This is a genomic window from Paracoccus salipaludis (assembly GCF_002287065.1).
Taxonomy (GTDB): domain Bacteria; phylum Pseudomonadota; class Alphaproteobacteria; order Rhodobacterales; family Rhodobacteraceae; genus Paracoccus; species Paracoccus salipaludis.
Genome location: NZ_NSJZ01000021.1, coordinates 18872 through 33728, shown reverse-complemented (window position 1 = coordinate 33728; position 14857 = coordinate 18872). Strand labels below are relative to the sequence as shown.

The window sequence follows — 14857 nt, the reverse complement described above, 5'->3', positions numbered from 1 at the left end:
TGTAGAGCGCCCAGGCTTCCTCCAGCACCACGCCCTGCTGGACACCGCGGCGACGGGCCTCGGCGGCGATTTCCTCGGCGACATGGGGCAGCACCTTGGCATGGACCTGGCCGGTGCGGGGGCTGGGCTTGCGGCCGCGCCGCTTGACCGGGTCGCGGTCCACGAAGCCCAGTTCCTCGCCCGCGCGGTCGGCACGCTCGACGGCCGCCGCGCTGCGGTCCTTTTCGCGCGACTTCAGCCGGCCCAGGTCGACGCTGAAAGGCTTATCCGCCATCACGCATCCTCCGCCGTCAGCCGCGCATAGACGGCGCGGGCAAAGCCCTCGGCATTGCCGATCGCGGCCTCCATGTTGCCCTGCGCCGGCATGGTCCGCAGGTCGCCGCCGAACTCGAACAGCGCCGAGAAGGCCGTCCGCTCCATCAGCGGCGGCTCGATCAGGTCCACGCCCTGGTCGCGCAGGGACGCCTCGATCCCGCTGTGCTGGCGCGAGCGCACCGCCCGCGTCATGGTGAAGACCACGGCATGGGGGATCGCACGGTCGAGCGCCTCTTCCTCTTCCCGGATCAGCTGCAGGGCGCGCACGCCCACGGTCGCGTCCAGCGTCGTTGCCCGCATCGGCGTGATCACCAGGTCCGCCTGCGAGATCGCCCGGCTGACCAGCCGCGAGGCCACGCCTTCCAGGTCCACGATCACGATCTGCCCGTCCATGTCGTGGCGCTTGATCGTGCGGACGATCTCGCCTTCGCCGACCTCGGACAGGACCGTGACGCGCGGAGGCAAGGGGCCGCGCCCGGCCCAGAGCGACAGCGACCGGTTCGGGTCGCAGTCAAGCAGCGTGACGCCCGCGCCGGCATGGGCCAGCTCGGTCCCCAGAATGATCGCAGCGGTAGATTTTCCGGCGCCCCCCTTGGGCGAAGCGATGACGACAGTGGGCATGATCACAAACCAGATTATTTCCTTTACCGGATATACGAAATAATCCGGTATGCAATCCTTCCTCGGGCGGGCAGGGGCTGCGGGTTTGGGAAACTGCAGGACGCTGCGCAGGATTCCCGGTCGCAGAGGCAAAGGATGCAGGAACCTGCGTCCATCGCTGCCTCCTTCAGGATCCGCCCGGACGCACAAACCCGGCTTCACCGGGTATCGGACCTGAACCCCTGAACGCCGCGACAGTCGAGCGGCGCAACAGGACCACCTCGGCCGGCCCCGGTAACAGGGCCGGCGAGCGGTTCACGGCCAGCCTCTCGGCGTCCCCGAGACGGCCGAAGGCCTGACCGATCCCTTCCGGGTGAAAGAGCCCTCGGCTTGTCGATCATTCCATGGGACGAAGCATGCAGCCCGTTCCCCGGCCTGGGCACAATCGTCAGGTTAGAAGCAGGGCATCCGTTAGCGGGCAAGAAGACGCCTCAGGAAAACCGTTATCTGCCAAGCTTATGTCTCCTTGAGCCCACAGCACCCAGACCAATTGCCCTTTTAGACAACTGATCAGTGAAATTTAATTAGTATATTCACGGAACAGTTGATGATTTTGCCATTTGGACCCTGGTTATGCGTGCACCGGAAAGCAAATTGATCTCGCGCCGCCTTCAACCGAACCCGGCTCCGGGTTTCCTCGGCTTCCGCGCTCCTGCGGCGGGGCTGCACCTCACGAGCGAGGAATGGAAGCTGATCGTGGGCGCCCTGAGCGCCTATCAGCACAACCAGGCCTACCGCCCCCTTTACGAGAAGCTCACGACCCAGGCGTCCTGAAGGGCAGGGCCCGTAAACTGCGGGCAGGAGATCAGGGACGAAGTTCACTGCAGGATCCGGCCCGCCGCCTTGTCCGATGCCGGGGAACTGGGGCGCCTGAAAGGTGCCCTGTGGCCTGACGACATGGATGCGGCCCAAAAGATCGCAGCCTGTCTTGCCCCGCCCCCGGGAACGCCATCATCCCGGTTGCCGGCAGGCCCGGGGCAGGCCCGGGGCAGGGCTGGCGGGCTTCACCGGGATGGGCCTTCGCGACCATGCCGAGGGCTGCGGACCCGGCCCCGTTGCCGATGTCGATGGGCGGTATGTCGATGCGGATCTGCGTGGCCCTGGGATCGGGCGGGACCTTGTCCGGGCCGGAGAGGATTGGGCCCGGGCACGCGGCCTGAGCGGAATCGCCAGCGATGCCCTTGTCGCGAACGAAGCCAGCATCGCAGCCCATCGCGCCCTCGGCTTCACCGAAGCCGAGCGGATTGTCCGCTTCCGGCGCGGCCTGTCGTGACGGTTGCAAGAGAAACCCGGCAAACCGCGCCTTCGGATTGCGCGACCCCAAGTTGCGGTAAGGGGCATCCGCTCCGGATTCCCTGCCAGCAGATCGGGAATTGCCTTGCGGCCGGTGTCAGACCGCAAGGGCGCCGAACAAGCCCTGCGCCATGCAGGCCACTGGCCTCGCGAGCGTCCGCAAGGGGATCGTTCAGCGGACGGCGCCGGACGTGCCGGCTGCCCTTGCCAGCGCAGGGGAAAACTAGTCTCACATGACTGGTACGATGATCGTCTCGCCCATGGGGGGCTTTGCGGACGACAGACCGGCACCTTCAGCGGCCATGCCCGCTGCTCGACCGACCGGCAGGACCTCGCCGCGCAGCGGGTGGCCCCTGCCCGCATCCATGTCGACCATGGCCTGTCGGGGACCAGCCGCGCGCGTCCCGGCTTGGATCAGGCGCTGGCGGCGATCAGGGCAGGGGGACACGCTGGTGGTCCCAAGCGCGACCGCCCCACCCGTTCGGTTCCCGACGCCCGCCCCGTCACCGACCGGCTTCTTGCGCGCGGACTGCGGCTTCAGCTGGGAGCCCGCCTCCACGATCCGCATGCGCACCCGCGAGGGCACGGCTCTGGCCCGCGTCCGGCCAGCTGAAGGGCAAGCCGCCCAAGCTGTCCGAGCGCCAGCAGAAGGAGCTGCGGCGCATGCACGACAGCGGAGACTACAGCATCAGCGACCTGGCCGAACTTTCTCGGTGCCGCGGCCGACGGTCTACAGGACGCTCAGGCAGCAGTCCGGAGTGCTTGGAGCAGCCTGAGCCACGAGCGCACTGGACATTGACGATTGATCGGTAAACGACGTTTCTCCCTTCTTCAGCAACTCGTAAAATCAGGCGAGCGCGCGCGGCTGTCCCGGTTGCGGGCATGATTAACTGGACTTCGTCTTCAGAGATCCGCCAAAACGGGCAAAGCCGCGCCCACCTGTTCGTTGCGCTTCGAACTGTCGCGCCAGACCGGCTGCCGGCAATCCCCGCACAAGAGGCCTGCCTTTCCTTGCCGGCCAAGCGACAGTTTATACTGCAATCACGCTCTGGCGCCGCAGCAGACGCAGGCATTCCCTTAGTGTGCGGCGGCCTGGCTCGAACAGCGCGGCAAAGGCAATGACCAGCGAATACGACAGCAGGGTGCCAAGGATCAGGGCCGATAGGGGAGCATCCGGCAGATGGGGCCGGATCACCCAGAGAAGGCCGATCGCCAGATGGGCGCCGACCACAAAGGGAAAGGCCGCACGTGCCATGTCCCCGGCCCCGACCGGGCCGCGCCGGCCGACATAAAGCCACAACAGGGGCGTGCGCAGGTATTCGCTGACGGCATAGGCCAATGCCACGCCATAGGCGCCGTAGGGCAGGCCGATGACAAAAGCCGCAACCGAGGTCAGCGCCGTGACGATGCCCCAGCGCATGAACTCGGCCGAGCGCCCCTGGCTGATGAAAAGCCAACCCGAGGGGTTGTTGAGCGACTGCAGAAGGCCCGCAAAGCCGAGCGCCTGGAAGATCAGCGCGCTGCCCGCCCACTGCTGCCCCAGCGCGAAGGGAACCAGCACATCCGCCATGGCAATAGCAAGCGCCACCCCAGGCAGAGTGACCAGAAGAAGCAGCGGCGCGACTCGCAGATAAGCATGGCGGTAGCGATGCGGCTCATCCGTCATGCGCGACAGCGCGGGCACCATGACCCGGGACAGCGGGTTCGTGACCTGCTGCAGGGGGAACAGCAGCAGCTTGTAGGCGCGGTCGTAGAGGCCCAGTTCCTCATTTCCTCGATAACGACCGATCAGGACGTTATCGAGATTGCGAGCGAAGAAATTGGCGAAGTTGAACCCGGTGATCCCGGCACCGAAATTGACGAGCCCGCCCGCACCCGCCACCCATCGCGGCCATCCCGGTCGCCAACCGGACGCGGCCCAGGCCATCACGGTGGCAGTGATGGCCGTTGCAAGCCCGCCCGCGTAAAGCGCCCAATAGCCCGGATCGACGAGGGCCCAGACGATCGCCACTCCAAGCCCGACCACTGCCGAAACACTGTCCAGGACGGCAAGCCGGCCGAACTGCATCCGGCGATTCAGAATGGCGTGGTGCTGTCCGCCTGCCCCGGAAACGAGGATCTGCAGGCTCAGGGCGGCCACCAGCAAGCCTACTCCGGGTTCCTCATAGAACCGCGCGGCCAGTGGGCTGGCCAGTATCAGGATCCCGGCCAGCAGCGCGCTGATGCCCATGTTGATCCAGAACAGGGCATTCACTTCGGCATGGGTGATATGCTTCTTCTGGACGGTCGCCTGCATCAGCCCGAGATCCTGAAACAGCCCGACGAAACCCATGACGGGCGCAGCCATGGCGACGATTCCGAAATCCTCGGGTGCAAGCAGGCGCGACAAGACAATGACCGAGGCAAACTGGCAGGCAAGCCGGACAGTCTGGGCACCGCCAGTCATCAGCGCCCCGCGCCCGACCGACCTGCCGAGCGATCCGGCAGGCGGATCAAAGATCGTGCTGTCCTGTGCCACGAGCGCCTTCCCGAAACGATGCATCCTGCCTTGCGCCTTTCACGAGGCGGACCCGCAGATGCCGGTTACCTGACCGCAACGGCGGCTCTACAGCAAGTGAGGCAAGGCGCAAAGGCGCCCGCCGGCTTCGAGCCGGCTCATCGTGCCAGCAGAAGACGAACTCCTCGCCCGGCATGGCGCCAGTCGCCTGCCCGGATTGCCGCCCGAACATGCCAGCGCGAGGCGCGGCGAAGGATGGCGGCCATCTCGGGTCCGGGGGAGGCCATGCGCGACAGCGCAACCAAACCCCGGCGAACAGCTGCGTCCGCAAAAAGTTCGGGAGCACCCAAAGCCGAATTCGGGCTGCGCGCCAGCATCTCGCGCTCGAGTTCTGCCAGCGGCGCGGGATCCATGGCCGTGGCCTCCTGCCAGGCAGCGACCGCCTCGTGCCACATGCGCTGGCGCGCCAGAACGCAACCTCGCTTCACGCGGGCGGCACGGCGCCGCAGGGCAGGGGGCAGCGGACCGAGATCCTCGCCGGCAAGCAGTTCCTCGTCCGCAAGATCATCCAGCAGGGGAAGGAAGATCCGGCGGTTGAAGGCGGCCCACCTGTCGGCATTCTCGGTCGCGGCGAAACCATCCGAGGCCGAGCCGCGCCGGCCGCCGTGTTCGCGGTGCAGGAAGACAACCTCGGGCAACTGCATCCCGCGGTGGCGGCGGGCCATCCGCAGGATCATCTCGTAATCCTGCGACCGGATCAGACTAGCGTCGAAGGGCCCGACTGCATCATAGACGCGCCTGCGCACCATCAGGCCGGGCTGAAAGACATGGCAGCCTTCCAGCAGATCGGGGAAGATCTGCCCCGGCGACGAGTTCCGCATGTAGCCGGGGGGCCGGGTGACCTTCTGCCCCGTGCCTTCGTCCACCTCGAAGTCGAGGTGACGTCCGGCGCAGAAATCCAGGCCCGGATCATCCTCGAGCGGGGCAGACAGCACCCTGCAGGCATGAGGAAGCAGCAGGTCGTCATCGTCCACGATCCAGACCAGGTCGCCGGAGACGAGCGTGAGGGCAAGGTTCAGGGCAGAGGCCTTGCCCTTGTTCTCGGTCCTCACGACCCTGAGATTCTCGTACCGCGCCAAAACCTCTGGCGTGCCGTCGATGGAGCCGTCGTCGATTACCAGAATCTCGTCGGGTATCCGCGTCTGCTCCAGAAGGCTCTGGATCGTCTCGCCGATCAGATGCGCGCGGTTGTAGGTGGGAAGAATGACGCTGATGCGTTGCTTCATGCTGTGCTCCGGCATGGTCTTTGGCCCCTGAACCGTCGGCAATCTGGCTTCTTCTGGACATGGCGGTTCTTCTGGGCGCTTCCCGGCATCGACCAGCCTGTATTCAGGTCAGGGAACAGGTCCATAGGCCTCCTCCATATTGCGGATCTGCAGGTCGTTGCGGCTGTTGATCTGGTTTTCATGAAAAAGCCCGACATCCTGCGACTGAGGCCAAGCCAGAAGCTCGAAGCCCAAGGGGGTTCGGACTTGGTCGGTTCCAGCCAGCCGCGCCATCCAGAAGAACCAGATGTCGTCGCCATGAGGGCAAAGCCGTAGGAAAGCGTCTTCGTCCATGACGGCATCGGCGAAGGCACCGGGGGGATACAGCACCCCGCCCACCCCGGTCGGGAACAGCCGGGTCTGGGGCAGGTGCGCGCGCAGGTGGTGGGTATTTGCGCTCCAGTCCAGATAAGGCACCAAGCGCCCCGCCTCATCCAGCCGTGCCAGATGGGCCCGGGTCGCGATCACCGTTCGGCGGTGGGTGCGCGCTTCCTTGACAAGGCCTTCCAGCCAGTCCGGCCGATAATAGACGTCGTCGTCGGCTGTCGCGAACCATGCGCCCGGAAAGGCCTGCAGCGCCGGGATCAGCTTCTTGTAGGACCGCAGGTCGGCGCAGGTGCGGATTTCCAGCCCGAAGTCCTTCAGCACGATCACGTCGTCGGGCAGCAGCGCCAGGTCCTGCTCGGCCAACCAAAGGATTGTCCGGTCCGCCTGGACGGTCTGGTCCAGAAGGCTGCGAAGCGTCGCCCCGAGCGTCGGAAACCGCGGCGGGTAAGAGGTCAGCGTGACGATCAGCGGCGCGCCGAGTTCATGCGGCTTTCGCCCGGTCACGGTCGGAAAGCGGGAAACAGCCCTCTGGGCCCGGCGGAGACGCTGCCGCCGCCGCTGTTCACCAAGCCAGTTCCGTATTCTCCAGACGCCTCGCATCGGGTCTCCTGTGATGTTGCTCGGGGCTTGCAGGGCAGGTGCAGCCTTTCCGATCGATGTCTCGCCCCGGGCCGAGGAGGCTCGGGACGAGCGGGCCGCTCAGATCCGGAAGGGCAAGCCTCTTGCGGGACGCCCTTTTCGCATCCCGCCGGTGCGTGCCGGGAAAAGCACCCCCCTTGTCCGGCAATCGGCGCAAAGGAGGGTGCCGCAACTCTGATCCTGCCTGCGGAATTGCGTCGCTCATGCCGCCAGAGGCACGCAACGAAATTCTGGCCCGCGGAAACTCCGTCATTTCTTCAATGCCACGCTGGTGGCGACGATATAGCAGAACCAGAAGCTGAACCCGACGATCTCCAGGTAATCCTCGATCCCGGAACCGAACCCGAGCATGTCCTCCATTCCCCCGAGTGCCAGGGCGGCAAGCGCCATGGCCAGAAGCGGAAAGGGGGTCGAAAGAAAGATCCGCCTGTAGAAGGAAACCGAGAACACAAGAAGCGCCGCATAGACAAGATAAACGTGAGCCTCCTTGAGCCGCCAGTGGAAGAACGGGGCGGATTCGTGCAGCATCAGAAGATCGTCAAGGCCCATGACTGTCGTGAGCAGTCCCATGCACAAGGAAAACCCGAAGGGATCGGCGCTGGCCCATTTCCCTGTCGCCGCAGTGAAAAGAAGGATCGACCCGGAGGAGATCATCAGGACTGCGGTCAGGTTCTCGAGGATTCCGTAATAGAACGGATTGCCCGCGATGGCATTGGCATCCCTGTAGAGAAAGCTGTACTCGACCCCGGTCCGGCCATGCAGGTAAAGCGCAACGGCCAGGAAGATCAGGCAGATGCCGACAGCCACGGGTGCCCAGGGCAGGCTTCCCGCCATGTCGCTTCTGGCCGGAATCCTTGCCCGATGCTCAATCATGAGAAAACCATACCTTCTGCAGGAACAAAATGGCCCTGCTTCTTACCGGAAACCTTGCAGATTCACTTCATGCGTTAATACCGGGCATGCCGCACCGGAATAGTAAGTCTGCCTGATGCCATCAAGCGTGCGAAAAGGACAGGTTGCCGCAGATGGCGCAGAGCCGGCGGCAGTCCACCCCTCACCCCTCGATCAGCAGCCGCCCGATCCGGCTGGGAGGCCGCGGCCGCCGCGCGGCCAGCTTGTCCGACAGGAGGCCGCGGGCGACCGGGACCAGCGTCGCGGGTCGGCCCAGTGCCGACAGCACCGCGCCCGCCCGCCCGGCACGCGCGCGGCGGTCGAGGAAGTCGCGCAGCAGGAACCGCTGCCGCAGATCGGCCTCGTGGGCGCTCAGCGCGGCCCGGGCCGCGGCATCGAGGCCGGGCAGCGCCAGATGGGCGCGGGCCGCCGCGTGCAGCGCCCCGAGGTCGGCGGTGCGGTGGCGCGAACTCAGCGAATCCGCCCGCCAGCGCGCGGCATAGCCGACCTGCGCGCTGACGCGGAAGCGCGCGCCCTTCTGCAGCATCCGCACGTAAAGATCGTAATCCTCGCCCAGGCGCAGGGCCTCGTCATAGCGCAGCCCGTGCCCGTCCAGGAAGTCGCGCCGCATGACCGGCTTGAGAAAGCCCCATTCCCGCCGGCCGGCCCCGCGCGCCGAGCGGTTGGCGCGCACGAAGCCCGTCAGGTCGATGTCGATCAGCGCGGGCGTGACCGGGGGCAGGGGCGGCAGCGCGGCGGGCGAGGCGCTTTCGGCCACGAAAAGGATGTTGTCGGCCACCATGTCCCAGCCCGGCACCGCCAGCAGCCGCGCGAAGCGCCCGGGCAGCAGGAAGTCGTCGGCGTCCAGCACCGCCACGAAGGCCCCCGTGGCGGCTTCCAGCGCCCGGTTGCGGGCCGCGGCCGGGCCGACGTTCACGGCGCAGCGGATCAGCTTCAGCCGCCCGTCGCCTCCGGCCGCCGTCTCGGCCGCCGCCGTTGTGGCATCGCGCGAGGCATCGTCCACCACGATCACCTCGGCGGTCTCGGGCTCGGCCAGCGCGCTGCGGACCGCATCGCCGATGGTCGCAGCCGCGTCACGGGCGGTGATGACGACGGAAACAGAAGGAGTGACGGGAGGATTCATGCGCCTTTTCCTCTCAAGATACGGCGCAAATGTCCAGCCTGCCAGTTTCAGGATGATTGCTTTATCTTGGCAGGGCATAACATCCCTACTTTACGACAGTCCATGAGATCGAACTAACAAACATTATTGAATATGTTAATATTTATTATCACCATCTGCGACAGACAAAGAATGCAGCCCTACCTTTCAACTTGCCTGGTTACTGCAGGCATTAACAAAGAAAATCGCTTAATAACCAATTGAGACCATCGATTGAGTGCTGGAACCCAAGCTTTTTCTAGCGCCATGAACGGTAGCGCTGCCAAAAGGGAAACTGCCCATGTAAGCGCCAAGCAAAGCGCTAGCACTTCCCAATGTTTCAATCCGTATTCACTCAAGCTCGTATAAGCTGCACTAGTTACGCTGACGATTACCAGAACATGGACGAGGTAAAGGGGAAACGATAATCTTCCAAGAAATAGACCCACAGGGCCGCTCATCCATCGCTCCAGAGAAGGCGTGCAAAGAAGGAGAAGCATTGCAGCCGTGGAAGCCAGTAGCAGTACGGACCAGTAATCGACTGAGTAGCCGGCAATCATGATAACAATAATCATTACGATTGACCAAGACGGCATCTGGAACCATGAAGGACGGATACAGTGAAAAAAAGCAATTAAGGAGCCGATGACGAAAGGCACGAACAGCATCTGACCCAGAGAAATGCAAAGAAAGGCGATAAGAATGTGTAGTGCGACAACCCTGTATTCCTTTCTAAAAAACTTGAGGCAGCATGCTGCCACCAGCATGAAGACCAGCATGCTTCCATAGAATTCATAAACCATTGTCCAAAGATTCGAATTATATTGATAATAATGATGTGGCCAAAGGAAAACAAACAAAGATCTTTGCGCAGCATCCAAAAAACTTGGGACGAAGTCTTCAGAGATACCGGCAGAGGCAAAAGCGGCGAGCCATGCTGAACCTGTAAGCTGGGCGGCAGCACCATATGCCTCGGGAAAGTATATCAGAATAATGGCGCCGATCATCATGCTAAGCCCTGCTGGCAGCATCAGTCGCGGCAGTCGCTTGAGTATCGACGCAGTCAGATCCGAAACAGAAAATTTTTTATAGAATTTTCGTGTCAATACAAAACCGGAAAGCACAAAGAAAAATGCTACTGCGCCATTTCCATTCACAAGCACGTAAAGTGGCGTGCCTTTGAGTCCGCCCTGAACCACCGAATCCTTCAGCACTGGAAAAAATCCGAGCAGGAAATGGTGGAAAACTACTATGATCGAGGCAAATCCTCGAGCCGTCTCGAGATAAGTCAAACGATTGGAGGAACTGAATTTACTCATAAAGTTACCCTTTTTCTGGCTTCTGCTCAACCGCAATTCCATGAACATCCACGAAAAATCAAGTTGTTTTTAGAGACAAACCTCATCTGCCCGGGATGCTGTGCATCATGTGTGGGCAGCAAAGGAAACCTTGCCGAATGTCGTTACCAAGAAGCGGGACGTAGCGACCACTTCATCCAGATATGACTTCATCGATGTTACGCGCACCCTGGCTGCTTTCTTGATGGTGGTCTCGCACATGCAGCAGATGATCATCGATCGTCCCCTGACGTGTGGCACGATCCACAAGGCGCTGAGCATACTGGCCATTCAGGACTATAACGCGGTTGCTGATCCCGGCCGGTTGCCGTGATGTTCACGATCCGGTTCTCTCGCTTCACGGAGGATCAGGCGCCAGCAGCAAGATGATGGGACTCGGGACTTCTGAAGCCTACGCCGGCTATTTTCTGAGAGTCCTGAATTGATTGAAGGAGCCTGTCATTGCCCGTCGAAAACCTCCTTGACCGACAGAACAGCTTCAGATGCAACCTTCCTCTTCAGAAACTAGGCCGATCTCCATGGCTTGCGGCAGCTGCGGGCCTTAAGACGGGCTCTTGGTTGACTTGCGTCTGATCTTTCCGATCACGGACTAGCGCGGCTGGGGAGACCGCTGGAGCAGTGCTTCAAACAACCCGTGCCAGGCCGACAATTCACCCTCTCAAGTCTTTGCCCTTGTAGCCTGACCACCTTATCCACAGGGCGCTGGTGTTAAATAGGTGTTAAACAGGTGTTAAGCGCAGACAAATAGCCTTTTTAATCAATATTATCAGTATTTTGAATTGTCTGCATCTGTGTGAAGTGTCGTTTCTCCATGGGTGAAGTGTCGTTTCTCCATGGGTGAAGTGTCGTTTCCGCCCCTCTTATGTGTGAAGTGTCGTTAACCTTGATTCATGGGTGAAGTGTCGTTATGGGTGAAGTGTCGTTTTTTCCCGGTGTCATATGAACAGCCCCCTTCTGCCCGACCGGTACCCCCAACGTGATTTCTTTGTCTGCGACATCTTCAACGCGGCCCCCAAGGCCGACGTGGGCTCGATGGAGCATCCGATCTTCTCGCTTTCGACCAAGCCCGACCTGCGGCCGCGCCATTACGAGCACAACGGGCTGTCGATCGACATCAAGCCGTCCTCCGACGGCATGGCCACGGTCCATGACCGTGACATCCTGATCTTCTGCATCAGCCAGCTGATCCGGGCGCTGAACGACGGGCGCGAGGTCAGCCAGGTCGTCCGCTTCCAGGCCTCGGACCTCCTGCGCGCGACCAACCGCATGACCACGGGGCGCGGCTACGGCCTGCTCAAGGCCGCGATGGAGCGGCTGGCAGGCACGCGCATCTCGACCAACGTCACCACCGGCGGAAAGGAGATCTTCGAAACCTTCGGCCTGATCGAAAGCGCCCGCATCGTGCGCGAAACGCGCGACGGCCGGATGCAGGAGATCGAGATCAAGCTGTCGGACTGGGTCTTCAACGCGATCCGCGCGCATGAGGTGCTGACCATCAGCCGCGACTACTTCCGCCTGCGCCGCCCCCTGGAACGGCGGCTCTACGAGCTCGCGCGCAAGCATTGCGGCAACCAGAAGGAATGGATCGTGGGGCTGGACCTTCTGCAGAAGAAATGCGGCTCCTCCTCGACCAGCTTCGAGTTCCGGCGCCTCGTGGCCAACGTGATCCGCGAGGACATCGCCCATTCCCACATGCCCGACTATTCGGTCCGCTTTTCCGAGGACGGCACGCAGGTCGTCTTCCGCAACCGCGGCACCGCCCCCGCGCCCGAGGCCGAGGTCTTCGAGGGCCTGCTCGAGCCCGAGGCCTACGAGGAGGCCCGCGCCGCCGCCCCCGGTTGGGACGTGCGCCACCTGGAAGGGGAATGGCGCCGCTGGTGCGCGGCCGAGGAGATCGAGCCCAAGCACCCCTCGCGCCACTTCGTCCGCTTCTGCCAGTCCTGGTTCGAAAAGCGCGGGCGGCCCTGAAGGCACGCCCGGGGCGGGCGCGGCGTTCCGCCGGTTGCCTCGGCCCCGGCGCTCGGGTGAAATGCGGCGCGGCCAGGAGGAGCAGATGGGGTTCAGCGAGGAAACGATCGCGTCGGTCCGGGGGGATTCGCTGCCCGAGATCGGCGTCCTGCTGGCGGCCTCGGCCCCTGCAGGATCGGCGCCGCTGCCCGGCGGGGCAGGGCGGTCGCCCGATCCCGACCGGCTGTTCGACATCGCCCGGCTGAACAAGATGCTGGGCCAGCTGCCGGTCAGCCCGGCCGGACTGCCTCCCGGCTGCGCCGCGCTGGCCCCGCGGCTTCTGCAGGTCCGGCTGCGCATCGCCGCCATGAACCGCCGCGCCATGGCGGTCACGGCCGAAGCCAGCGCGGCGCTTGCCCGCGCGGGGCTGCGCCATGTCGTGCTGAAGGGCCCGTTCCAGCAGATGGCCGTCCATGGCGATCCCTTCCGCCGCCCTTCGGGGGACATCGACCTTTTCGTGGCCCCCCGCGACCGCAGGCGGGCGGCGGCGGTCCTGCAAGCCCTGGGCTTCGCGGCGATGGAGCAGGAGCAGGCGCTCTGGTGGATCCCCTTCCTGGGCGAGCAGCATTTCCGCCGCGACAGCGACGGCGCGGTGATCGACCTGCACCACCGGCTGCAGCAGGCGGGCCTGCCCGACTGGCGGGGCGCCGCGGGCGTGCTGGACCGCGCGGCGACGCAAACCCACGAGGGCGACGCGATCCCGGTCCTGTCGCCCGCCGACGGCTGCCTGCTGATGGCGGTGACGCTGGCCAAGGCGCTGCTGGCGCATGAGCCCTGCGGCTGGGCCGCGACCGAGCTGGCGCATTGGCTGGCCCGCCTGAGCCCTGCCGAGCGGCAGGAACTGGACGGGATCGCGGCCTCGGGCGGGCAGGGGCAGACGCTGGCGCTGGGGCTCGCGCTCGCCCGCGCCTGCCACGACCATCCGGCGCTGGCGCATGGGGGCGGGGCCCTGCGCGGCCTGCCGGATGACCCCGCCCTGCTGCGCGACCTCGTGTTCCAGCCCTGGCAGCGCCGGGCCGAGGCGCCGCGCCGGCGGCAGATGCTGCGGATGCTGACGGAAGGCCGCCCCCATGTGCTGGCGGCCGAGGCCGCCCGCGCGGCCCTTTCCCTGCGCGTCCAGGCGGCCCTGGAGCGGCGGGCGAAGCCCTCAGCCCGCTGAGGCCCCGGCCGTCGCCTGCACCAGCCACAGGGCCCAGCCCGGCGCGCCCGGCGGCAGGACGCCCGTGGCCGCGATCCGGCCCGCAACCGGGGCAGGGGGGCTGTCCCAGGGCTGCCCGGGCGGCGGCAGGCCGGGCAGGGAGCCGAGGGGGGCGGGGGCGCTTGGTCCCTGCGCCGCGGCGGCCTTGCGGCGGCGGCGGTCGCGCAGGCTTTCCAGAAGACGCGGGACCATTGCCGGATCGGCCAGCCGGGGCAGGGCGCGGCTCCAGCGCCGCGCCTTGAGGTCCGCGACCAGCCGCTCGTAGCGCAGGGCGCGGCGCAGCTGCCGGTCCACGGCCGCGGCCGCGGCCCGCGCCTCGGGATCGGCCAGCCTGGGCAGGGCGCGATGGGCGGCCAGCATGGCCTCGACCGTTCCGACCGACAGGCGGTGCGAGATCGAGCCCGCGTGCCGGCGATAGGCATAAAGCGGATCGGGCAGCAGCAGGAAGCGCGCGCCGTCGATCAGAAGGCGCAGCACGAGGTCGTAATCCTCGCCGATCCGCAGGGCGGGGTCGTAGCGGCGGCTTCCCAGCGCCGCGCGCCGGATCACCGGCTTGAGATAGCCGAAGGCGGGCAGGGCCGGGTCGCCCCCATTGGCGCGCAGATAGGGCGCCGGTCCAAGCCACATCGGCGCGGCCAGCGCGAGCGGCTGCAGCAGGGTGCGGCCCCCCTCGGCCGGGGCGCCGAAATGCACGAGGTCGTCGGCCACGAGATCGGCCCCCGCGGCCTCCGCTGCCGCGACCAGGCGCGCAAGCCGTTCCGGGTGGATCAGGTCGTCGCTGTCCACGATGGCGATCCAGTCGCCCCGCGCCGCGTCCAGCGCGAGGTTGCGCGTGGCGGCCGGCCCCCCGTTGCGGGCGCTGGCGATGACCCGCACCCGGTCGTCCCCTGCGGCCACCGCCCGCGCGATCGCCACGCTGTCGTCGTCCGAGGCGTCGTCGGCGAGGATCAGCTCCAGCCGCCGCTCGGACTGTGCGAGAACCGCGCGCATGGCGGCTTCCAGATGCGCCGCGCCGCGGAAATTGGCCATGATGACCGAAACGAGGGGCCTGGCCGTGTCCGGGGCAGTCATGCGGGCGTTTCCCGGAGATTGCACCACATGTGACCGCCTTTCCGTTGACCGACCCGCGCGGGGCTTCCATAAGCCGGGTAATCCAACGCGGCAACCGCGCGGCCGAGGAGCTTG

Annotated in this window: 15 protein-coding genes; 6 read left to right on the top strand and 9 right to left on the bottom strand. The window is 65.0% G+C overall.

Going from position 1 to position 14857, the window contains the following annotated elements:
- A partial coding sequence (locus tag CK240_RS15550) for a chromosome partitioning protein ParB (protein WP_095641247.1) occupies positions 1-274 on the bottom strand: 274 nt, incomplete at its 3' end.
- A complete protein-coding gene (locus tag CK240_RS15545; RefSeq protein WP_095641249.1) occupies positions 274-936 on the bottom strand; it encodes a ParA family protein in 663 nt (220 codons plus the stop codon). The genes CK240_RS15550 and CK240_RS15545, both read right to left, overlap by 1 nt.
- Before the next feature lie 633 nt (positions 937-1569).
- On the opposite strand from CK240_RS15545, the gene CK240_RS15540 reads away from it, so the two are divergent.
- The 3 genes from CK240_RS15540 (at position 1570) to CK240_RS19540 (ending at position 2881) form a co-directional block, all read left to right on the top strand.
- Entirely contained in the window at positions 1570-1749 is a 180-nt protein-coding gene (locus tag CK240_RS15540; protein ID WP_095641246.1) for a hypothetical protein, read from the top strand.
- A gap of 127 nt (positions 1750-1876) precedes the next feature.
- Positions 1877-2248, top strand: a complete 372-nt coding sequence (locus CK240_RS15535; protein ID WP_095641245.1) for a GNAT family N-acetyltransferase — start codon at positions 1877-1879, stop codon at positions 2246-2248.
- A 114-nt stretch (positions 2249-2362) separates the two neighbouring features.
- Complete coding sequence (locus CK240_RS19540) at positions 2363-2881, top strand: recombinase family protein (RefSeq protein ID WP_338048976.1); 519 nt, start codon at positions 2363-2365, stop codon at positions 2879-2881.
- Between the two features lie 417 nt (positions 2882-3298).
- Here the strand turns inward: CK240_RS19540 and CK240_RS15525 are convergent, their stop codons facing one another.
- The 6 genes from CK240_RS15525 to CK240_RS15500 form a co-directional block, all read right to left on the bottom strand.
- Positions 3299-4810 carry a lipopolysaccharide biosynthesis protein gene (locus CK240_RS15525; RefSeq protein WP_095641244.1) on the bottom strand — a complete coding sequence of 504 codons (1512 nt, stop codon included), beginning with the start codon at positions 4808-4810 and terminating at the stop codon, positions 3299-3301.
- Positions 4811-4923: 113 nt separating this feature from the next.
- On the bottom strand, positions 4924-6051 hold the full coding sequence (locus tag CK240_RS15520; protein ID WP_167650076.1) for a glycosyltransferase family 2 protein: 1128 nt from the start codon (positions 6049-6051) through the stop codon (positions 4924-4926).
- A 108-nt stretch (positions 6052-6159) separates the two neighbouring features.
- The gene (locus CK240_RS15515) at positions 6160-6921 is read right to left on the bottom strand and encodes a glycosyltransferase (RefSeq protein WP_095641242.1); all 762 of its coding nucleotides are present in this window, start codon (positions 6919-6921) and stop codon (positions 6160-6162) included.
- 384 nt (positions 6922-7305) lie between these two features.
- Positions 7306-7890: a hypothetical protein gene (locus CK240_RS15510; protein ID WP_095641241.1), complete on the bottom strand. Its 585-nt coding sequence runs from the start codon at positions 7888-7890 to the stop codon at positions 7306-7308.
- 220 nt (positions 7891-8110) lie between these two features.
- Positions 8111-9091: a glycosyltransferase family 2 protein gene (locus CK240_RS15505; protein ID WP_095641240.1), complete on the bottom strand. Its 981-nt coding sequence runs from the start codon at positions 9089-9091 to the stop codon at positions 8111-8113.
- Between the two features lie 179 nt (positions 9092-9270).
- Positions 9271-10476, bottom strand: coding sequence for an acyltransferase family protein (locus tag CK240_RS15500; RefSeq protein ID WP_095641239.1), 1206 nt, complete (start codon positions 10474-10476; stop codon positions 9271-9273).
- An 82-nt stretch (positions 10477-10558) separates the two neighbouring features.
- Between CK240_RS15500 and CK240_RS15495 the strand changes: the two genes are divergently transcribed.
- The 3 genes from CK240_RS15495 to CK240_RS15485 all read left to right on the top strand — a co-directional run bounded on the left by CK240_RS15495 (position 10559) and on the right by CK240_RS15485 (position 13633).
- On the top strand, positions 10559-10780 hold the full coding sequence (locus tag CK240_RS15495) for a hypothetical protein (RefSeq protein ID WP_095641238.1): 222 nt from the start codon (positions 10559-10561) through the stop codon (positions 10778-10780).
- 626 nt (positions 10781-11406) lie between these two features.
- On the top strand, positions 11407-12435 hold the full coding sequence (locus CK240_RS15490; protein ID WP_095641237.1) for a replication initiator protein A: 1029 nt from the start codon (positions 11407-11409) through the stop codon (positions 12433-12435).
- Positions 12436-12520: 85 nt separating this feature from the next.
- A complete protein-coding gene (locus CK240_RS15485; protein WP_167650075.1) occupies positions 12521-13633 on the top strand; it encodes a nucleotidyltransferase family protein in 1113 nt (370 codons plus the stop codon).
- On the opposite strand, the gene CK240_RS15480 is transcribed toward CK240_RS15485, so the two are convergent.
- On the bottom strand, positions 13622-14743 hold the full coding sequence (locus CK240_RS15480; protein ID WP_095641235.1) for a glycosyltransferase family 2 protein: 1122 nt from the start codon (positions 14741-14743) through the stop codon (positions 13622-13624). The two genes, CK240_RS15485 and CK240_RS15480, sit on opposite strands and share 12 nt — an antisense overlap.
- Positions 14744-14857: the final 114 nt, after the last annotated feature.